Origin of the sequence: Proteiniphilum sp., assembly GCF_040307845.1 — a bacterium.
Classification (GTDB): Bacteria; Bacteroidota; Bacteroidia; order Bacteroidales; family Dysgonomonadaceae; genus Proteiniphilum.
In genome coordinates this window covers 48,485-70,212 of record NZ_JAWRIS010000012.1, presented here as the reverse complement: position 1 = coordinate 70,212, position 21,728 = coordinate 48,485, and the positions used below count along the sequence as shown (strand labels likewise).

The 21,728-nt window shown below is 47.4% G+C and carries 18 protein-coding genes; 9 read left to right on the top strand and 9 right to left on the bottom strand.

What is annotated here, in order from left to right; all coding sequences use genetic code 11:
• Positions 1 to 236: 236 nt before the first annotated feature.
• From lpxD to ABV001_RS02500, 5 genes are all read left to right on the top strand, one after another.
• Positions 237 to 1,283, top strand: a complete 1,047-nt coding sequence (lpxD, locus tag ABV001_RS02520) for a UDP-3-O-(3-hydroxymyristoyl)glucosamine N-acyltransferase (RefSeq protein ID WP_352421364.1) — start codon at positions 237 to 239, stop codon at positions 1,281 to 1,283.
• 192 nt (positions 1,284 to 1,475) lie between these two features.
• Positions 1,476 to 2,858: a bifunctional UDP-3-O-[3-hydroxymyristoyl] N-acetylglucosamine deacetylase/3-hydroxyacyl-ACP dehydratase gene (locus tag ABV001_RS02515; protein WP_352421363.1), complete on the top strand. Its 1,383-nt coding sequence runs from the start codon at positions 1,476 to 1,478 to the stop codon at positions 2,856 to 2,858.
• A 14-nt stretch (positions 2,859 to 2,872) separates the two neighbouring features.
• Positions 2,873 to 3,661: an acyl-ACP--UDP-N-acetylglucosamine O-acyltransferase gene (gene lpxA / locus ABV001_RS02510; protein ID WP_352421362.1), complete on the top strand. Its 789-nt coding sequence runs from the start codon at positions 2,873 to 2,875 to the stop codon at positions 3,659 to 3,661.
• A 4-nt stretch (positions 3,662 to 3,665) separates the two neighbouring features.
• A complete protein-coding gene (locus ABV001_RS02505) occupies positions 3,666 to 4,688 on the top strand; it encodes an agmatine deiminase family protein (protein ID WP_352421361.1) in 1,023 nt (340 codons plus the stop codon).
• 128 nt (positions 4,689 to 4,816) lie between these two features.
• A complete protein-coding gene (locus ABV001_RS02500; protein ID WP_352421360.1) occupies positions 4,817 to 5,689 on the top strand; it encodes a carbon-nitrogen hydrolase in 873 nt (290 codons plus the stop codon).
• Between the two features lie 258 nt (positions 5,690 to 5,947).
• Here the strand turns inward: ABV001_RS02500 and ABV001_RS02495 are convergent, their stop codons facing one another.
• The 8 genes from ABV001_RS02495 to ABV001_RS02460 form a co-directional block, all read right to left on the bottom strand.
• On the bottom strand, positions 5,948 to 7,327 hold the full coding sequence (locus tag ABV001_RS02495) for a DUF6600 domain-containing protein (RefSeq protein WP_352421359.1): 1,380 nt from the start codon (positions 7,325 to 7,327) through the stop codon (positions 5,948 to 5,950).
• Positions 7,328 to 7,471: 144 nt separating this feature from the next.
• The gene (gene rsxA / locus ABV001_RS02490; protein WP_352421358.1) at positions 7,472 to 8,056 is read right to left on the bottom strand and encodes an electron transport complex subunit RsxA; all 585 of its coding nucleotides are present in this window, start codon (positions 8,054 to 8,056) and stop codon (positions 7,472 to 7,474) included.
• Between the two features lie 12 nt (positions 8,057 to 8,068).
• Entirely contained in the window at positions 8,069 to 8,668 is a 600-nt protein-coding gene (locus ABV001_RS02485; RefSeq protein WP_352421357.1) for an RnfABCDGE type electron transport complex subunit E, read from the bottom strand.
• Positions 8,661 to 9,296: an RnfABCDGE type electron transport complex subunit G gene (locus tag ABV001_RS02480; RefSeq protein WP_352421356.1), complete on the bottom strand. Its 636-nt coding sequence runs from the start codon at positions 9,294 to 9,296 to the stop codon at positions 8,661 to 8,663. Before ABV001_RS02480 ends, ABV001_RS02485 begins: the two co-directional genes overlap by 8 nt.
• Positions 9,289 to 10,254, bottom strand: a complete 966-nt coding sequence (locus ABV001_RS02475) for an RnfABCDGE type electron transport complex subunit D (protein WP_352421355.1) — start codon at positions 10,252 to 10,254, stop codon at positions 9,289 to 9,291. The genes ABV001_RS02480 and ABV001_RS02475 overlap by 8 nt, the downstream gene beginning before the upstream one ends.
• 13 nt (positions 10,255 to 10,267) lie before the next feature.
• Positions 10,268 to 11,605, bottom strand: a complete 1,338-nt coding sequence (rsxC, locus tag ABV001_RS02470; protein WP_352421354.1) for an electron transport complex subunit RsxC — start codon at positions 11,603 to 11,605, stop codon at positions 10,268 to 10,270.
• 17 nt (positions 11,606 to 11,622) lie between these two features.
• A complete protein-coding gene (locus tag ABV001_RS02465) occupies positions 11,623 to 12,486 on the bottom strand; it encodes a Fe-S cluster domain-containing protein (protein WP_352421353.1) in 864 nt (287 codons plus the stop codon).
• Positions 12,487 to 12,700: 214 nt separating this feature from the next.
• Positions 12,701 to 13,120, bottom strand: coding sequence for a SoxR reducing system RseC family protein (locus ABV001_RS02460; RefSeq protein WP_323422933.1), 420 nt, complete (start codon positions 13,118 to 13,120; stop codon positions 12,701 to 12,703).
• A 311-nt stretch (positions 13,121 to 13,431) separates the two neighbouring features.
• Here ABV001_RS02460 and ABV001_RS02455 point away from each other — a divergent pair, with 311 nt between their 5' ends.
• From ABV001_RS02455 to ABV001_RS02440, 4 genes are all read left to right on the top strand, one after another.
• Positions 13,432 to 15,687 (top strand): aconitate hydratase, encoded by a 2,256-nt coding sequence (locus tag ABV001_RS02455; RefSeq protein ID WP_352421352.1) that lies wholly within the window; start codon positions 13,432 to 13,434, stop codon positions 15,685 to 15,687.
• A 96-nt stretch (positions 15,688 to 15,783) separates the two neighbouring features.
• Positions 15,784 to 17,043 (top strand): NADP-dependent isocitrate dehydrogenase, encoded by a 1,260-nt coding sequence (icd, locus tag ABV001_RS02450; protein WP_352421351.1) that lies wholly within the window; start codon positions 15,784 to 15,786, stop codon positions 17,041 to 17,043.
• A 129-nt stretch (positions 17,044 to 17,172) separates the two neighbouring features.
• Positions 17,173 to 18,528: a citrate synthase gene (locus ABV001_RS02445; RefSeq protein ID WP_352421350.1), complete on the top strand. Its 1,356-nt coding sequence runs from the start codon at positions 17,173 to 17,175 to the stop codon at positions 18,526 to 18,528.
• Positions 18,529 to 18,537: 9 nt separating this feature from the next.
• Positions 18,538 to 19,758, top strand: a complete 1,221-nt coding sequence (locus ABV001_RS02440; protein WP_352421349.1) for an NADP-dependent isocitrate dehydrogenase — start codon at positions 18,538 to 18,540, stop codon at positions 19,756 to 19,758.
• A gap of 3 nt (positions 19,759 to 19,761) precedes the next feature.
• On the opposite strand, the gene ABV001_RS02435 is transcribed toward ABV001_RS02440, so the two are convergent.
• Positions 19,762 to 21,723: an alpha-L-arabinofuranosidase family protein gene (locus ABV001_RS02435; RefSeq protein ID WP_352421348.1), complete on the bottom strand. Its 1,962-nt coding sequence runs from the start codon at positions 21,721 to 21,723 to the stop codon at positions 19,762 to 19,764.
• Positions 21,724 to 21,728: the final 5 nt, after the last annotated feature.

Genomic DNA, 21,728 nt, shown 5'->3' with positions numbered 1-21,728 from the left:
TAGGATGATCGGAGGAGCGATGAGCGAATAATGAACGGTATAAAATTTGAATCACGAAAATTTAGATTATGCCTTGTTTAATGTATATTATGAATTTATTTGTGACAAGATAAAAAAAAAGTTGTTAATTTGCGCCTTGAAAAATAAAAATTGAGTGATTATTGATATCCCTTTGACTTAAAAAAGTACCCACCAGTGGGGATTTCAACAGCATAAAATCAAAATAGTTATATTCAATGACTTTCACTGCCAAGCAAATAGCCGATTTTCTGAAAGGTGAGATAATCGGTAATCCGGAAGTAACAGTTTCCAATTTTTCGAAGATAGAAGAGGGAAAAGCAGGTACCATCACCTTCCTGGCTAATCCCAAATATACCCATTATATTTATGATACCGAAGCAGATATCGTATTGGTAAACAGTGATTTTGAGCCGGAAAGACCCGTCAGGTCCACCCTCGTTAAAGTGCCTAACGCTTATGCTGCTTTGGCCTCATTGATGGAGATGGTAAATAAAAGCGCACCCTCTAAGAGTGGTACTGAGCCAATGAGTTTTATTGCACCTACAGCAAATCTCGGAAAAGAGGTTTATGTGGGAGCATTTGCATATATTGGCGACCAGGCTGAAATAGGCGATGGCTGTAAGATCTATCCGCAGTCTTATATCGGAGATAATGTGAAGATCGGGAAAAATACGGTTGTCTATCCCGGCGTGAGGATATACCATAATTGCCATATAGGGGCTGATTGTATTTTACATTCAGGAGCCGTGATTGGGGCAGATGGTTTTGGCTTTTCCAAAGAAGAGGATATATACCATAAGATTCCGCAGTTGGGAAATGTGATCATCGAAGATGATGTGGAGATTGGAGCCAATACTACCATCGACCGCGCAGTAATGGGGTCTACCATTATCAGAAAGGGCGTGAAACTCGATAATCTCATACAAATAGCACATAATTGTGAAATTGGGGAGCACACTGCTATGGCCGCACAAGTAGGTATTGCCGGTTCTACCAAGATCGGCGAAAATTGTATGTTTGGAGGACAAGTAGGTATTGGCGGACATATTACTATTGGGAAAAACAGTCAGATCGGTGCGCAGTCCGGAATCATCAGTAATATCAAAGAAGGCTCGGAAATTATCGGTTCTCCTGCTATGCCTGTGAAAAGTTTCTTTAAGTCAAGCATCATCATGCCCAAACTACCGGATATGTACCGGCAACTCAATGCCCTGGAAAAAGAACTGTCGGAGCTGAAGAAAAAAATTGAATCCGGAGATTGAACTACTGCCCTGTTAATAATACACCTGATAAATATAGTACACTTCTCACAAATTTAGAAAAGAATCTGTGCAACAGATCATTTGCAATAGTAAATATGCACTTTATTGAACCGTAATGGGGTGAAATTGTTTAGTTGATGTTATCTTTGCACAAAAATAGGGAAAATGAGAAATAGTAGATAGTTTTATTATATGAAACAAAAAACATTACAAGACAGCTTCACATTAAGCGGTGTAGGTCTTCATACCGGATTGGATATTATAGTTACTTTCAATCCTGCACCTGTCGACCATGGATATAAGATAAAGCGGGTAGATATTGAAAATCAACCGGTGATTGAGGCCTTGGCCGAAAATGTAGTACATACGCAGCGCGGCACAGTAGTCGGTAAAGAAAATGTAACCGTCAGTACCGTCGAACATGGACTTTCTGCCTTATTCGCTCTGGGTGTCGACAACTGCCTGATCGAAGTCAATGCATCTGAATTCCCGATCCTCGACGGAAGTGCCATTGAATATGTAAGGGAGATTCGAAAGGCAGGTATCCGGGAGCAGGATAAAGACAAAGATTTCTATGTGGTACGCAAGAAGATCGAAGTATCCGATCCGGAGACCGGCTCAAAGTTGACAATGCTGCCCGATGATGATTTCTGTATTAATTCTTTTATAGAATTCGACTCAAGATTTATTCCTAACCAATCGGCGTCGATGGATAACGTTACCGATTATGAGACGGAGATTGCTCCTTCACGTACTTTCGTATTTGTACGCGAAATTCAACAGCTACGCAAGGCCGGCCTTATCAAGGGGGGGAATCTCGATAATGCGATTGTGATTTATGAAAGAAAATTGTCACAGAAAGAGTTGGACGATATAGCCGATGAACTGAATGTGCCGCATCATAATGCAAATGAATTGGGTTATCTGAACAATCGTGAATTGATGTTCCCCAATGAACCTGCCCGGCACAAATTGCTTGATATCATAGGAGATATGGCGCTGGTGGGTAAGCCAATTAAAGGCCGCCTTATTGCCACACGTCCCGGACATAAGATCAATAATCAATTAGCGCGTATGATTCGTAAAGATATTAAACTCAATGAAGTGCAACCGCCTGTATATGATATGATGCAGCCGCCGGTGATGGATAATAACCGTATCCGGGAATTGTTGCCTCACCGTTATCCTTTCCTGATGGTGGATAAAATTATACAGAAGACGGATAAATTCATTGTAGGAGTGAAAAATGTTACGACCAACGAGCCTTTTTTTGCAGGCCATTTCCCGCAGGAACCGGTCATGCCAGGCGTATTGCAGGTAGAGGCCATGGCCCAGACGGGGGGATTGCTTGTACTTTCCGGATTGGATGAACCGGAGAGATATTCCACCTATTTCCTCAAGATCGACAATGTGAAGTTCCGTCATAAAGTGGTACCGGGTGATACCATTATTTTCAGGGTAGAACTCACCAGCGAAATGCGCAGGGGGATTGCTACTATGCGTGGACTTGCATTTCTTGGAGACAAGGTTGTCTCCGAAGCCGATTTTACAGCACAAATTATCAAAAATAAATAAGATAAACCGAACACATGAATAATATTTCATCTTTAGCTTATGTGCATCCTGAGGCCAAACTCGGAGATAATGTAATTATAGAACCATTTGCTTATGTTGACCGCAATACGGAAATAGGAGATGGCACCCGGGTGATGACGCAATCCACGGTGTTGTCGGGAGCACATATCGGAAATAATTGTACTATCTTTCCTCATGCCACAGTGGGCGGTATTCCGCAAGACCTTAAATTCCGCGGTGAAGATACACAAGCGATTATCGGAGATAATACCGTCATACGCGAGTGTGCCACCGTAAACCGGGGTACTGCCTCCAAAGGATTCACCAAAATAGGATCCAATTGCCTGATTATGGCATATTGTCATATTGCCCATGATTGTGTGCTCAACGACCATGTCATCCTGAGTAATTCCACCCAACTGGCAGGAGAAGTGGAAATTGATGATTATGCGATTATCAGCGGGGGGGCGTTAGTCCATCAATTCACCAAAATAGGTGCCCATGTGATGATACAAGGGGGAGCTAAAATAGGTAAGGATATTCCTCCTTTTGTGATGGTAGGACGTGAACCCATTACTTTCGTAGGGTTAAACATAGTAGGATTGCGTCGCCGCGGTTTTACCAGTGAACGCATCAATTCCATCCAGGAGATATACCGTTACCTTTACCAGTCCGGTTTCAATTTTACCCAGGCAAGGGAACGGATCGAGAAAGAACTGCCTGAAACGGAAGATCGCAATTATATTCTGGAATTCGTCCGTACCTCGAGCCGCGGCATCGTCCGGGGCAATATGGAGGGATAACAGTATGCAGGATGTCTTTTTCCCGGCTGAATGGTACCCCCAGAGTGCGGTACAGGTTACCTGGCCACATGCCAATACCGATTGGGCAGGCGATCTGGAGGACGTTACCGCTTGTTATGTCGCCCTATCGAAAGAAATACTCAAACGGGAAAAGTTACTGGTGGTCTGCAGTGATGCCGGTGAAGTGGAGAGCCATTTCTCGAAGGAGGAACGGAAAAGCCTTATTTGTACGGAGATAGAAAGTAACGATACCTGGGCGAGGGATCACGGTGCCATTTCACTCTTTATTGATGGCAAACCTGCGATTTCGGATTTTGGGTTCAACGGGTGGGGCTTGAAATTTGCTGCCAACCGTGATAACCTGATTACGGGTAAGCTGTTCGAAAGAGCCGTTTTCCGGCCTGACGTAGCTTATCGGAATAATCTGAATTTTATTCTGGAAGGAGGGTCTATAGAGACGGACGGGAAGGGAACGATACTTACCACCGCGGAGTGCCTCATGGCTCCCAACCGTAATCAACTGATGACGCAGGATGAGATCGGCGATTACCTCAAACAATCCCTCGGTGCTGAGCGTATTTTGTGGCTCTATCATGGATATCTTGCAGGCGATGATACCGACAGCCATGTCGATACACTCGTCCGTTTCTGCGATGAGCATACCATTGCCTATGTGGAATGTGATGACCCTGATGATGAGCATTATGAGACATTAAAAGTGATGGAAAAGGAGCTGGAGTCGTTTGTTGCCTACGATGGTCGGCCCTATCGGCTGATCGGTCTGCCTATGGCCGATGCCGCGTATTACGATGGGGATCGTCTTCCCGCCACGTATGCCAATTTCCTTATTATCAACGGAACGGTATTAGTGCCCTTCTATGGTACACACAAAGATCAAATTGCGAAAAAACAACTGCAAAAAGCTTTTCCTGACAGGGAGGTAATCGGTATCGACTGTAGGTCACTTATCCGGCAGCACGGTTCATTGCATTGCGTGACCATGCAGTTTCCCATCGGATTTCTCTGATATAAGGGGTGCCTAAGTGGTTAAGTGGTTAAGTGCCTAAGTGGTTAAGTGGTTAAGTGCCTAAGTGGTTAAGTGGTTAGGTGATTAGGTGAAATTGGTAATTAGTAATTTGTAATTGGTAATTTTATATGCGAGTCGGAATCATTCAACAAGCCAATTCGCCCGATAGGGAAGAAAATATAAGGCGTTTACAGCAAAAGGTCGGACAACTGGCCCGGGACGGGGCGGAATTGATTGTAATGCAGGAGTTGCATAACGGGCTCTATTTCTGTCAAACCGAGGATACAGCTATTTTTGACCAGGCGGAAACGATCCCCGGTCCGTCCACCGACTCATTCGGTCAGTTGGCAAAAGAGTTGGAAGTGGTGATTGTGCTTTCTTTGTTTGAAAAGCGTGCTGCCGGCCTCTACCATAATACGGCGGTAGTGATTGAGAAAGACGGCTCTATTGCCGGTAAATACCGGAAGATGCATATCCCTGATGATCCTGCCTATTACGAGAAGTTTTACTTTACCCCCGGTGATTTGGGTTTTCATCCCATTGAGACGTCGGCCGGAAAATTGGGCGTATTGGTCTGCTGGGACCAGTGGTATCCCGAAGCGGCACGCCTGATGGCACTGTCCGGGGCCGAACTGCTGATCTATCCTACTGCTATCGGTTGGGAATCCACCGATACCGAAGAGGAAAAACAACGCCAACTCGATGCCTGGGTCACATTGCAGCGAGGACATGCCGTAGCCAACGGCCTGCCTGTTGTCGCCGTGAACCGCACCGGTTTTGAACCCGACCCTTCCGGACTCACCAACGGGATTCATTTCTGGGGAAACAGTTTTGTGTGTGGTCCCCAGGGAGAGTTCTTGTATCGCACCGACAGCGAAGAGGTTATATCTATTATTGAAATCGACAGGCAGCGTACCGAAAATGTGCGCCGCTGGTGGCCCTTCTTCCGCGACCGCCGTATCGATCAATACGGACAATTGACCAAACGTTGGATTGATTGAAGAAGCTTATTTCTTAAGAATTGGAGGAAATTGCTGATTTGGCTTCTTTGACTAAAGAAGAGCGTCAGATATACGATGCAGATATTAGAGCTTATCGTGACCGATTGGCGGAGATAACTGGTATTCCGATCGAAGATGTAGAGGAATTATAAGCAAACTGCCGTCCAAGAGCAATCGCTTTAGAATAAAGGAACCCCCGAAAGTTAAACAAAAACTTTCGGGGGTTCTTATTACATAGTAATGATACTCTATAAGCGTTTATCTCCGTCCGGAAGATCTGCCGGAACTGCTGTTTTCGTTGCTGCTCCTTGATGTGGAGGTAGTGGCGCCACTGCTCCTGCCGGAAGAACTGGAACTCGATCTGACTGTAGTACCTTCACTGTTGCTCCTCGATGAACTTGAACTCGAACGGGTTGTAGTTGTACTTCTGGTGTTGGACGAGTTGCTTCCCGTGTTTGTCACCGAGCTGCTGTTGCTTCTGCCGGAAGAATTTCCTTGAGATCTTACCGTGGTGCTCCTGTCATTGCTGCCCGAAGAACTTTGTGATCTGACTGTCGTGCCGCTATTGCTTCTGGTGGAACGTTCGGGTGTAACCGTTGTGCCGCTGTTGCTTCTGGTGGAACGTCCCGGACTAACCGTACTGCTGCTTCTGGTGTTGGTTGAGTTGCTCCTTGTGGAACTCTCCGAAGACCTTACTGTGGCATTGCGGTTTGTGGTGGATGTCCTGCCCGAATTTGCTCCTTCAGTGACTCTTGTATTACTGTTTCCGCTGCTTCTGACGGTTCCACTGCTGTTACTCCTGTCTGTGGTTGTACTTCTGCCGCTTACAGAAGATCGTGTATTGGTCGTTCTGCCGCTGTTGGCATCGGGACGATATACACTTACCGAGTTACCGCTAACCCTTGTTGCCCTGCCGGAACTATTATTATTGCTTTCGAGCCGGCGTACCGTGGCCTTTCGGCCTGTTTCACGCTCGTAGTCCGTGGCACTCGGTCCGCTATAGTAACGGTTATCGTTATATATGTAAGTATTGTTGATGACAGTCGTCCTGTTATAGATAGTCGGGCTATACCTGTTATAGTGCCTGTGCATGCGACGGTCATACATGTATCTGGTGGGCAGGAAAGTCCAGTAGCTGGTGGGGATATTAACATGCAAGTAGATATTGACACCGGGACCCATAGGTGCCCATCCGTAATAGCCGCCTCCGCTTCTCCAGCTCACCCAGGCAGGTGCCCATTCGTAGCCGGGAACCCATGCCCATCCGTAGTAGTCATCGTAATACCAGCGTCCGTAGTGGAAAGGCGCCCATCCCCATGAGAAACTCGACACCCAGGTGTTTCCGTAATCCGTCATCACCCAATAGCCATTGGTCGAGTACGGATGAAAGTCCCTGCCTACATTGGGAATCCAGACCCGGCCGTGGTTGCGGTCGTTGATCCATCTTCCATGAGGGTTCAGTTCGTTATAGAATACGTTGAACGATATACCGCTTCCTTGATAGCCGTCATTGTAGTATCCGTCATCATAATAATATTCGTCATATCCCTGCGAATATACATAATTCTGGGGAGTTCCACAAGACCATACTACCAGTGCGATTACCGTGAGAATGAGGGGGTGTCTTAAAGCTTTCATATCCGTAATTATTAAAGGGTGTAACTTCATTTCTTTCTTTAGCAATATGACACCCTTTTACCGAAATGGTTTAACATTAGTGCTCATTTCGAGGTTTAAGATTTTTAGACCACTTTTTCGCCAAGGCACTTAACCACTTAGGCACTATTTAAACACCTGGTCAATGCCGGAGAATCCCATAAATGCCATGGCCATGATGCCGGCGGTGATCAGCGCGAGAGGTATCCCTTTCATTGCCTTGGGAACTTTGGTGAGAGCCAGTTGCTCCCGAATACTTGAAAAGATGATGAGCGCCATGGCATATCCGATGGCTGTGGATATTGCATAGATGACAGATTCTAATAGGTTATACTCCTTCTGGATTACCAGGATCGCCACACCGAGGATCACGCAGTTGGTGGTGATCAGCGGCAGGAATACGCCCAGCGCCTGATAGAGAGAAGGGGATATTTTCTTGAGCACGATCTCCACCATCTGTACCAACGCGGCAATTACCAGGATAAAGGAAATGGTCTGGAGATATTCCAGTCCGGAAGGTTCCAAAATACCTTTTTGCAGAAGGAATGTGACGATGGTGGCAATGGTCAATACAAAGGTGACAGCCAACCCCATGCCGATGGCCGTGTCCACTTTCTTCGATACGCCCAGGAACGGGCAGATACCCAGGAATTGAGCCAGTACCACGTTATTTACAAATATGGCCACAATAATGATTCCTATAATTTCCATAATGCTTGAGGGTTAATTGTTTGCTTCTTTCTTTTGCAGTTTATTGAAGATGGCGATCAGGAATCCCAATACGATGAAAGCCCCCGGCGCCAGTACAAATATCAAAGAGCCGAATTGTTCCGGATAGATATTCAATGAAAATATTTTTCCGGTACCCAGTAATTCACGTACCGCACCCAAAAGCGAGAGGGCGAAAGTAAATCCCAGTCCGATACCAATTCCGTCGAAGATGGATGAAATCACGCCGTTCTTAGAGGCGAACGACTCTGCACGTCCCAGTACGATACAGTTTACCACGATGAGCGGGATAAATATACCCAGGCTGTCTGCCAATGCCGGCACGTATGCGTTCATGAACATCTCGATGATCGTCACGAAAGTGGCGATTACCACAATATAAGCAGGAATACGCACCATATCAGGAATCACGTTTTTCAACATCGAGATGGCGGCATTGGAGCAGACCAACACAAACATGGTGGCCAATCCCATGCTCATCCCGTTAATGGCCGAACTGGTGGTTGCCAGGGTAGGACACATGCCCAGCAACAATACGAAAATGGGATTTTCTTTAATGATGCCGTTAACCAGCACTTTGAGATTATTATTCATTGTTGTTCCCTCCTTCCTGCGATGTTGTATCTTGTTCGATATTATTTTTACTTTCCAGATAAGCGGTGTAAGCTCTGTTGACCGCTTCGAGGAATGCCCTTGAAGTGATGGTCGACGCGGTAATGGCATCCACATCTCCGCCGTCTTTCGAAACGGACAGTGCGCCTTTAGACAGATCTCTTCCGATGACGGATTGCGACGGTTTAGCCACGTCCCTGAACCACTCCGACATCTTTGATCCCAATCCCGGTGTCTCAGCATGCGACAGTACCGAATAATTTACGATCTTATGTTCCATGTCGAAACCTACCATGACCTGGATGTTACCGCTGAACCCGTTATTGGAGTAAGTGTTGAGTGCGTATCCCACAATCTGGTCTCCTTTCTTTGCCGGGTAAACCAACAGTGAGTCACCTTGTCCGGCCGGCATCAGGAATGCCTCGGAGGTTGGGTCGTTATCGAATTCCGGCACCACTTCGCTGATGGCGTTCTGCAGTTTCATCGCTTTGGCGTCCGCGATCGGTTTTGCCGTCATTTTGTTTACCTGTGCCAGCAGTACGGCTACCGTAAGACAGATCAGCGACAGCGACAGGAACATATTTTTAAATGATGATTCTAATTTAGCCATGTTTCACTACCTCCCCGAATCGTTTAGGTGTTGTATAATTGTTGATCAGCGGCGTTAGGGCATTCATCAGCAGGATAGCGAACGAAACTCCCTCGGGATAGGCTCCCCAGAGGCGGATGGCCACTGTGATAAAGCCAATGCCGGCACCGTAAATAAGCATTCCCTTTTTTGTCATGGGCGACGTTACATAGTCGGTGGCCATGAAGATGGCTCCCAGCATCAATCCTCCCGAGAAAAGGTGGATCAACGGGTTATAGAGCGGGATAGGGTTAAAAATATACAATATCCCTGTGAAAATGGCTACTGTAGCCATGATGGATACGGGAATATGCCATGTGATGACTTTCTTCCAGAGCAACCAGCCTAAGCCAAGAAGCAAAGCCAGTGCGCTCATCTCACCCAAGGAACCGGCTTCGGTACCCAGGAACATGGTTTGCAGAGAGGGTAGCAGTTCCGGAGTCGCTTTCAGGTTACCCAAAACGGTCGCCGAGGTGACAGCATCAATGGTGGCAGCGGTTTCAGGTGCCGGCCATACGGTCATCTGTGCCGGGAACGAGATCAACAGGAATATACGTCCTGCAATAGCGGGATTAAAGATATTATTTCCCAACCCTCCGAAAGAGAGTTTTACCACACCGATGGCGAACAGGCATCCCAATGCCAGTATCCATACGGGCAGGTTAGATGGGACGTTGAACGCCAGTAAAACACCGGTAATGATGGCTGACCCGTCAGATACAGTCGGTGTCTTTTTCATAACATACTTTACGATGAGATATTCAAATCCCACGCAAAAGAGTACTGCCAGGGCGGTAATGATCAGCGCGTCGAGCCGGAAGACATATAATGCGACCAGAAACGCCGGAATAAGAGCGATAAGCACCCCGTACATATTTTTTTCAATCGTGTCCCCGCTATGAATATGGGGTGAAGGGGAGACAACCAGTTTGTTTTCCATATCTAAAGTTAATCTAAGCGTTAGTTTTTCGTGTCCTGATAATTGAGTTCACTCTACCTTTGCCCAACCTTATATAATCGAGCAATGGCCGGTCTGCGGGACATGTATAACTGCATGAACCGCATTCAATACAATCGGTAATGCGCTGTTTTTCCGCTCCGTCCCATACTTCAAATTCTGTCAGGTTCATTAACAGAGTGGGATTCAGTCCCATCGGACAGATACTTACACATTTGGCGCAACGGATACAATCCTTCATCGCTTTCCGTTTGGCTTCCAAGGTAGGAATGACCAATATACCCGAGGTTCCTTTGGTTACCGGCACATCGGTGCTTGCCAGCGCTTTTCCCATCATGGGCCCGCCACTGACGATCTTGCCGGTGGTTTCCGGGAGCCCTCCGGCGGCGTCGATCAGGTTGCCTATCGGAATACCTACCCGTGAGAGGATGTTGCAGGGTTGTTTTACATCTTTTCCAGTAACGGTCACTACCCTTTCTATCAATGGTTTATTTTTTTGTACCGCCTCGTAGATAGCGAGTATGGTTCCCACGTTTTGTACCACTGCGCCTACAGAGATAGGCAGGGCGCCGCTTGGTACCTGCCGGCCGGTCAGGGCATCGATCAGTTGTTTCTCCCCCCCTTGCGGATATTGTACTTTCAGGGCTTCCACGGTGATGCCGGGATAATTTCCCGCACTTCTCCCGAATTTTTCGATAGCATCTTTCTTGTTGTTCTCAATACCGATGATGGCTTTGTCTACATTCAATGCTTTCATCACGATGGTGATGCCCACCATGATCTCTTCCGTTTTCTCCATCATTACACGGTGGTCGGAAGTAAGCCAAGGCTCACACTCCACGCCGTTGATGATCAGTATCTCCGGTTTTGAACCCGGGGGAGGGGTAAGTTTCACGTGGGTAGGAAATGTCGCTCCACCCATACCGACAATGCCGGCAGCGGCGATCTTGTCGAGAATCTCTTTGGATGAGAGGTTACACTCTTTTTTTAGATCGGATGAGCGGTCGACCGATTCTTCCCACTCATCACCCTCCACTTTGATGAACACGGCATCACGCCTGTATCCACTTGCATCCACTGCTTTGTCGATTTTTAACACGGTCCCCGACACGGATGAGTGGATATTGGCTGAAACGAATCCTACGGTCTTGCCGATAAGGGTCCCCACCTTTACGGTGTCGCCTTTCTTTATCACGGGCTGGCAGGGTGCGCCGATGTGTTGTCCCAACGGAATGATCACCTGATTGGGAATAGCAATGGGTTGTATTGCGTTTCCGGCAGAGACCTTCTTATCTTTAGGGTGAATACCGCCAATTCTGAAAGTTTTTAACATATATAGTATTCTTAATCTTATGCGTCAACTGTAGCTGCTTCCTCTTTGGGTGATTTGTCTTTCCGTGGCGGAAAATTCAATTCCAGAATAGAGTTGGTGGGGCAGACCGGCACGCATTTACGGCACAATCTGCACTTGTCGTCAATAATATAAGCCAGGTTATTGGTAATAGTGATGGCTTCGAAAGGACAAACCTGCTGGCATTTGCTACACCCGATACATGCCACTTCGCACGACTTTCTGGCTACGCCGCCTTTTTCTTCATTCACACAACTGACATAGATCCTTCGTGATTTGGGACCTTGCTTACGCAATTCGATAATATCTTTCGGGCAGGCTTTCACACAAGCACCACAGGCGGTACATTTGTCTTCCACCACTTCGGGAAGCATGGTCTCCGGGTTGATATGGATGGCGTCGAAAGTGCAGGATTCCACACAGTCGCCCAGACCCAGGCAGCCGAAAGAACATCCGGTGTCGCCTCCATAAAGCGCTGCGGCGATAGTACAGTTCGATATACCATCATAGAGGTTGGTACGGGGACGATGCTCACAGGTTCCGCTACAACGTACCACAGCTATCTTTTTTACAGCCACCGGAGCGGTTTGCCCCAGAATCGCGGCTACTTTGTCCATAGTGGGCTGGCCTCCTACGGGACAGTTGAGACCGTCTAATGTTTCTGCTTTTACGCAGGCCGATGCGAATGCTGCGCATCCGGGAAATCCACAGCCTCCACAGTTGGCTGCGGGTAAGGCATCCTGAACCTCCTGTATGCGAGGATCTTCATCCACCTTGAATTTTTGCCCTATCAGGTATAATATGGCTGCGCTACCGGCGCCAATTACACCTAATGTTACAACGGCAGTAAGTAATACACTCATAATTTTAAACTAAGAACTAAAAACTAAGAACTAAAAACTAAGAACTAAAAACTAAAAACTAAAAACTAAGAACTAAGAACTAAAAATTGGGGATTGAAAGTCTCCCATTCCACTTTTTCACCTTTCCACCATTTCACCTTTTCACCATTCCACCTTTCGCTTCGCGCAATCTGCTATCGCTCGGCAAATTTAAGTAAACTTACTTTGCCCTCACTTACTCGCAGATTTCCCACTTTTTTATAGTGAATTGAAACGAGTTTGCCATTTTTTTTCTCAGGAGATAAAGGATCAAATAATAGGGGATAAGAGCAACCATGGCACTTATCGCTGCTTCAATTTCACTGAAGTTCCACAACGATAGGGAGAGAATAAGCGTTAAGATGAGTATAATCAGCGGAAGAACAAACGCCCAGAAAACAGCCTTGTGGCCCATCGACTCTTTCCCCTCGATGATGACCCGTTCGTTTTTGCGAAACCGGCCGGAAAAGTCGACTACCTCGACCAACTTCTCTTTCGAGTCTGCGGCCATGCAGACACCTTTGGCATGACACGCACTGCAAGCCGATTGTTGTAGGATACGTACGGTCACTTGATGGTCGTTGATTTTCTCAATAATTCCTTCGTGTTCGATCATGAAACAATGGTAAAATGTCCTTTTCTCTTACATCCAATTTGAGGACAAAGTTAAGATTATTTTCCAGATAAGGAAAAGTTTTTTTGAACTTACTCATGTCTTAAACGTTAATAAGCGGTTAAAGTATTCAGCATTCAATTTTTCATCTTGATGCCTCACCTCGAGGTATAGATTTTATCTATGGTATAACCGCGATAACTTTCTCTGAATTAGCCGAACATTTACGGAATGGTACGTGTTAAAAAGTTGAATGGCGGTGCATAGCAGTTAAATTGAATTTAAAAAAACAATATATTTAATACGCATTCCTTATGGTTTTTGATATTGACATGATTCGAAAGGTGTATGATCATCTTCCTGAAAAGATCCGGCATGCAAAAGAGGTTTTACAACGTCCTTTGACTTTGACAGAAAAGATACTTTTCTCCCATCTTTGGCCCGGGGTTCCGGTAAAAAATTATCAACGTGCCACCGATTATGTGGACTTTGCCCCTGACCGGGTGGCGATGCAGGATGCTACCGCGCAGATGGCACTGCTTCAATTGATGAATTCGGGGCGTACCAGTGCGGCGGTACCTTCTACTGTCCATTGCGACCATTTGATCCAGGCATATAAGAATGCTGAAACTGACCTCGAGACAGCCAATATGACCAATAGGGAAGTCTATGATTTCCTCCGCGATGTCTCTAATAAATATGGGATCGGCTTCTGGAAACCGGGTGCGGGAATCATTCACCAGGTAGTATTTGAGAATTACGCTTTTCCCGGTGGAATGATGGTGGGTACCGACTCGCATACACCCAACGCAGGAGGGCTGGGTATGATAGCCATTGGTGTGGGTGGTGCCGATGCAGTGGATGTGATGGCCGGTTTGCCATGGGAATTGAAAATGCCGAAACTGATCGGTGTGAAACTGACCGGGAAGCTGTCGGGATGGACGGCACCTAAGGATGTGATACTAAAAGTGGCGGGTATTCTTACCGTGAAAGGGGGAACCAATGCCATTATCGAATATTTTGGCGAGGGAGCTGAATCGCTCTCTGCCACGGGGAAGGGAACCATTTGTAATATGGGTGCCGAAGTGGGAGCTACCACTTCGATCTTCCCGTTCGACGAAAAATCGGCCGCCTATCTGGAAGGTACCGGAAGAAAAGAGGTGGCCGACGAAGCCCGTAGGGTGATGGAGTATCTGCAGCCCGATCCCGAGGTGGTTGCGGACCCCCTAAAATATTATGACCAGTTGATAGAAATAGATCTTTCTCTTCTGGAGCCGCACATCAACGGACCGTTTACTCCCGATGCGGCATATACTATTTCGGAATTCGGCAGAGCTGTGAAAGAGAATAACTATCCGCAAAGGATGGAAGTGGGATTGATTGGCTCCTGTACCAATTCATCGTATGAAGATCTTACCCGGGCGGTTTCCATAGTGAAACAGGCGCGTAATGATGATGTGCCCGTGAAAGCACAGTTCCTGATCAATCCCGGTTCGGAGCAGATCCGGTACACGGCTGAGCGTGACGGTATACTGGAAGTCTTCGAAGAGGCGGGTGCCACCATTATAGCCAATGCCTGCGGTCCCTGTATTGGTCAGTGGAAGCGGGAAGATGAGGTAAAGGACCGTCCCAATTCCATCGTAACTTCGTTTAACCGTAATTTTGCAAAACGGAATGACGGTAATCCCAATACCCATGCATTTGTGACATCCCCCGAATTAGTGGCGGCGTTGACCATTGCCGGTGACCTCTGTTTCAACCCGTTGACCGACACCCTTCAAAATGAAAGAGGGGAGTGGGTGAAGTTGGTTGAACCGACCGGTTTCGAAATGCCGCCCGGAGGATATGATGTGAAAGATGCGGGATATCTGGCACCTTCCCGGGATGGGAGCAACGTGCAGGTATCTATCGATCCCAATTCGAACCGCTTACAAAAACTGGAACCTTTCCCTGCCTGGAATGGTGAGGACTATGCAGGATTGCCATTACTTATCAAAGTAAAAGGAAAGTGTACCACCGATCATATATCCATGGCCGGACCATGGCTCCGCTTCCGTGGGCATCTCGACAATATCTCGGACAACATGCTGATTGGCGCGGTGAATGCTTTCAATGATGAGACCAATTCGGTACTTGATCCCGGAAGCATGGAGTATTCACCCGTACCGGCGCTGGCCCGGAAATTTAAGTCTGAAGGAGTCGGCTCTGTGGTTGTGGCCGAAGAAAATTATGGGGAAGGTTCGAGCCGTGAGCATGCCGCCATGGAGCCGCGTCACCTCAACGTGAAGGTGATCCTGGTCAAATCGTTTGCCCGTATTCATGAGACCAACCTGAAGAAGCAGGGCATGCTGGCGCTTACCTTTGTCGACAAGGAAGACTATGATAAGGTGCAGGAAAGGGATAAGATCAGTGTGAAGGGCTTAAAGGATTTTACTCCCGGTAGGAACCTCATCGTGGAACTACTTCATGCGGATGGGACAAAAGATAGAGTTGAAGTAGCCCATACCTATAACCAACAGCAAATTGAGTGGTTCAAGGCAGGCAGCGCCCTGAATGCCATGAATCAATAAAATTATAAAACGAGCATGAGAATAGTTCACACACAAGAATATGATTAAAATGTCTTGGGTCTTGATTCTTGGCTCTTGAATCTAATTTTTAATTGTATGCAATATATAACCCGAGAAAACGACCGGCTTGTGGTACCCGACCATCCCGTTATCCCTTTTATTGAGGGTGACGGGATAGGAAAAGAAATTTCCCTTCATGTACAGAAAATTGTGGACAATGCTGTTGACAAGGCATTCGAAGGAAAACGAAAAATAGAGTGGAAAGAAGTACTGGCCGGTGAAAAAGCTTATAATGAAGTAGGAAGTTGGTTGCCCAACGAAACGATGGATACTTTCCGACGTTGCCTGGTAGGAATAAAAGGCCCGCTTACTACGCCGGTAGGAGAGGGGATACGTTCCCTGAATGTGGCGCTGCGCCAGGAGCTGGACCTTTATGTCTGCCTTCGTCCCGTGCGATGGTTCAAAGGTGTGGCTACACCATTGTTGCATCCTGAGAAGGTGCATGTCACTATTTTCCGCGAAAATACCGAGGATATCTATGCCGGTATCGAGTGGGCTGCCGGGACTCCGGAATTAAAAAAGGTATTGAAATTCCTGCAGGAAGAGATGGGGGTAGGGAAAATCCGTTTTCCGGAGACTACCTCGCTGGGCGTAAAACCCGTTTCAGTGGAAGGAACGGAACGGTTGGTGAGAGCGGCAATTGAATATGCCCTGGAACACCGGTTACCTTCCGTAACCCTGGTACATAAGGGGAACATCATGAAATTTACCGAGGGAGGTTTCAAGAAATGGGGTTATGCCCTTGCTGAGCGGGAGTTCCCTGATCAGACATTTACAGAACATATTTTCAACAGGATAAAAGCAGAACAAGGTCTGGAAAAAGCGGTAGAGGCTTATAATGACGCTATTGAGTCGGGGAAGGTCTTTATCAAGGATGTGATTGCCGATGCGTTTCTACAGAATACGCTCCTTAAGCCGGAAGAATATTCAGTGATCGCGACCCTTAACCTGAACGGTGACTATATCTCCGACCAGTTGGCAGCTATGGTAGGAGGCATTGGTATTGCCCCCGGTGCCAATATCAACTATTATACGGGGCATGCTATTTTTGAGGCTACCCATGGCACCGCTCCCGATATTGTAGGGAAAAACAAGGCAAATCCCTGTTCCCTGCTGCTATCAGCAGTAATGATGCTGGAGTATCTGGGATGGCAGGAAGCCGGTGATCTCATTACGACCGCCTTGGAGACACTTTTTGAAAACGGCTATGCGACTTCCGATCTGGCACGGTTTATGGAAAACGGGAAACCATTATCAACATCCGATTTTTCCCGTAAGGTGGTTGAAAACTTATAAGGAGGTAGACAGGAAAAATAGTTTGCTTTTGTAAACAAAAACAGAGGGGCCGATGTTAAAAAGACAGGAATACCAGTCCTTTTTCACCCTTTAGAAGAATAACTGAATAATAAATATAATAGAATCACTATGGATAATGAACAATTGAGGAAAATATTGTCGGATTCCGTTGCCTTCACAAGCAATATAGACAAGGATCTTTTCACTAAGATGGGGGTGAAGCGCGGCCTTCGTAATGAAGACCATTCGGGTGTGCTTGCCGGACTTACCCGTGTAGGGGATGTCGTAGGGTATGAGCGTCAGCCGGACGGCACTTTGAGTCCTGTCCCGGGTAAACTTTTTTATCGGGGAATGGACGTGGAAGACCTGGTTAAAGGAGTTCAGCAGGAAAGTCGACTGGGATTCGAGGAAACTACTTTCCTCCTTCTTTCGGGCCGGTTACCCAACAAAGAGGAGCTCAAAGCTGTGGAGCAAATGATTGCCCAGACGATGTCGTTAAACCATAGGGCGACAATGAATATTATGGCATTGAAAGGGGGGAATATTATGAATATTCTCGCCAGGAGCGTACTGGAGCTTTACACATACGATGAGAATCCGGATGATATCTCTCCTGAAAATCTCATCAAACAATCCATCAACCTGATTGCCAAATTCCCTACCATCATAGCCTATGCTTATCAAGTGCTGCGGCATGACCAGATGGGGCGTTCATTGCATATCCGGCATCCTTATGAAGACCGGTCGGTGGCTGAAAACTTCCTTTTCATGATGAAGGGGCACAACAACTATACCGAACTCGATGTGAAAATTCTCGATTTGGCGTTGATCCTCCATGCCGAGCACGGTGGAGGAAATAACTCCACTTTCTCGGTGCGTGTTACCAGCTCTACAGAGACTGATACCTATTCTGCTATTGCTGCGGGTATCGGTTCCTTGAAAGGTCCTCTCCATGGAGGAGCCAATATCAAGGTGCAGGGTATGCTGGATGACATGAAGCAAAATGTAAAGGATTGGACGAGCCAGCAACAGGTGGACGATTATCTGAACAGAATATTGAGAAAAGAAGTGTACGACCGTACCGGCCTTATCTATGGTATCGGGCATGCGGTATATACAATCAGCGATCCCCGTGCCATATTATTGAAAGAGATGGCAAGTGACCTGGCAAAAGAAAAAGGCCGTGGAGAGGAGTTCGCCTTTATGGAATTGATAGAGGAACGTGCTGTGGAAGTATTCCTCGGCTTCAAAAAGAGTACGGCCAAAGCACGGACTTGTATCAACGTGGACTTCTATTCAGGATTTGTATACGACGCTATCGGATTACCGCCGGAAGTGTTTACACCGCTCTTTGCGATGGCACGTATTGTAGGTTGGTCGGCCCACCGGATCGAAGAGATGAATTTCGCCAGCAAGCGGCTGATTCGTCCTGCATACAAAAATGTACGTGAGAAACAACCCTTTGTCCCTATGAATGAACGATAATCCTGTTACATGCAAAAGATAAAAGTAAACAATCCTGTCGTTGAGTTGGATGGCGATGAAATGACCCGTATCATCTGGTCCTTTATCAAGGAGCAACTGATCTTACCCTATCTCGACCTGGATATCAAATATTATGACCTCAGCATACAGCATCGCGACGCGACGGATGACCAGGTGACGGTAGAAGCAGCCGAGGCCATCAAAAAATACAATGTAGGTATAAAGTGTGCTACCATCACACCGGATGAGGCTCGTGTGAAGGAATTCGGCTTGAAGCAGATGTGGAAATCGCCCAACGGCACCATCCGTAATATAGTGGGAGGGACCGTATTCCGGGAACCGATCATTTGCAGCAATATTCCCCGTTATGTACAGGGATGGACCGAACCCATCATCATCGGTCGTCATGCCTTCGGAGACCAGTATCGTGCCACCGATAAGGTGATCAGGGGAAAAGGTACACTCCGGCTGACCTTTACCAATGAAAAAGGTGAAACACAGAGTTGGGAAGTATATGATTTCAAGGGTGACGGGGTCGCGATGGCGATGTACAATACCGACGAGTCTATCTACGGCTTTGCCCGTTCCTCTTTCCAGATGGCGCTGACAAAAAAATACCCGCTCTACATGTCTACCAAGAATACGATCCTGAAAGCCTATGACGGACGGTTTAAGGATATTTTCCAGGAGGTGTATGAGAATGAATTCAAGGCCGAATTTGAGAAGGCCGGCATCACTTATGAACATCGCCTGATTGACGATATGGTGGCTTCGGCCATGAAGTGGAGCGGCGGATTTGTATGGGCGTGCAAGAATTACGATGGCGATGTACAATCGGATACGGTGGCGCAGGGCTTCGGCTCGCTGGGAATGATGTCGTCGGTATTGGTCACTCCCGACGGCAAGACGGTGGAAGCCGAGGCGGCGCACGGTACCGTGACACGCCACTACCGCCAGCATCAGCAGGGTAAGGAGACCAGTACCAATCCCATCGCTTCTATCTTTGCCTGGACACGGGGATTGGCGCATCGGGGCAGGCTCGATGGCAATCAACCGCTTATCGACTTCTGTGAGACGTTGGAACAGGTGTGTATCGAGATTGTGGAAGGCGGTGAAATGACCAAAGACCTGGCACTCCTTGTCTACGGCAATGACGCGTCACGCAATACCTACCTCACTACCCCGGAATTCCTGCAGGCATTGAAACGGAATCTGGATAAGAAGTGGTAGAGCTTAGTTTGTATAGAAAATCCTGTACACATTGAATGAACCGGGTTGTGCTGTCGTTTGCAATACCGTCCCATTGAGAGGAACGGAGGAACTGACAGGAGCAATGGAATCGGGATTATCCAATGTGTTCTCCATATCTGCTTCCCCTTTCAGCAGGATGGTCTGTGCTTCCGGTTGTATCTTCATCTTGCGGTTCAGGCCCTCCAGGCTGATCCGGATATCTTTATTCTCTTTGGAGACGTTGCTTACCTTCACAATGATCTCTTTCTTGCCGGTATCGATCACGGCGGAAGCATATAACCCGTCCTGTCCGGTAACGGCTTTTTTGTCCCACGTAAGAGGCAACACATTTGTGCCTGCATGGTGGGCGTATAGTTTCTGGACATAGTAATTGGGCGTGCGTACACAACGCAGGTTGTCGAACCAGATCAGGTCGGGACGCCACTGCCATGCATCCACATGCGCCAACAGAGGAGCGTAAGTAGCCATGTGTACAATATCGGCATTGCGTTCCAATCCTGTCATAAAGGCCGACTCGCACAGAGCTGATTCGAAATTGTTCTTCCTGTTCTGAGGATGACAGGCATACTCACCGGCGAATACTTTCGGTCCTTTACGGTCGTAAGAGTCATAGCGTGTGGCTTGTTTCAGGAACCATTCCGGTGAGCGGTAATAGTGTTCGTCTACCAAATCGACTTTCAATCGCTTCATCTCGGGCCACAGATAATCGAAGTCCTCGCCTTCGGCTTGCGGGCCCGAACTTCCGATGATCTTTATTCCGGGATATTGGCCACGGATGGCATCGATGAATTTCTCCAACCGGGCTGGATATTCAGGTCCCCACTGCTCATTGCCCACGCCGATAAATTTCAGGTTGAAGGGTTCCGGATGACCCATTTCCGCCCTTACCTTACCCCATGTAGTGGAAGTGGATCCATTGGCAAATTCGATAAGATCCAACGCATCCTGGATATAATCCTGCAATTCTCCTACCGGTACATGGCAATGTTCTCCTTCGTTCTGGTACTGGCAGGATAATCCCACGTTCACTACCGGCAGCGGTTCGGCTCCCATGTCTTCGGAGAGCAGGAACAACTCATAAAATCCCATTCCATAAGTCTGGAAATAATCGGGAAATAACCGGTGGGCAAAGGTATAGTGCCAGCGGTTTTCGTTCAACGGACGGTTCTCCACCGGGCCGACAGATTTTTTCCAGTCGTAGCGTGTTTCCAGGTCGGTTCCTTCCACGATACATCCACCGGGGAAACGGAACAAGCCGGGATTCAGTTCATTGAGCGCTTCCACTAAATCCTTGCGCAGGCCATTCTCCCGGCTCTTCCATGTATCGGTAGGGAAAAGGGAGATATGTTCCAGATCGACCGGTCCTTCGGATGCAAGGAAGATGCGCAGCGAGGCCTTCGCTTCTTCCTTTGGTGATGTCAGTATCACTTCGTACTTCTTCCATTCCTTGGAGTCGATCGCCACCTCTTTCCGTTCAAAGGGATCGTTGTTCGCATCGATCAATTCGATCCTGATCTTTTGTCCGGCAGTGTTTCCGGAGCGTGCCCAGACTGAGAAACGGTAGGTAGCCTCTTTCTTTACACCGATCCCGCGGAATCCCTCGTTTTCCAGTCCGGTATGTTTATGGCCGTGTCCGGAATTGTTCAGCCGCACATAATGAGGATTACGCTCAAAGGGAGCGTCGTCGGTACGTACTTCCACCTGGCCGAAAGTGTTCCACCCCATCAATGATTGGGGAAATTCGAAAGAACGGTTCTTGACCAGTTCGGCATACAATCCGCCATCGGCCCCGAAGTTGATATCCTCGAAGAATAACCCATACATGGTGGGCTGTATCTCCGCACCCGGTTTCTTTGTATTGATAACCAAATCGATAGTTTGTTGTGCGGATATACTACCGATATATATGCACGATAAAAGAACGATGAACAAATGTTTCTTCATATTCA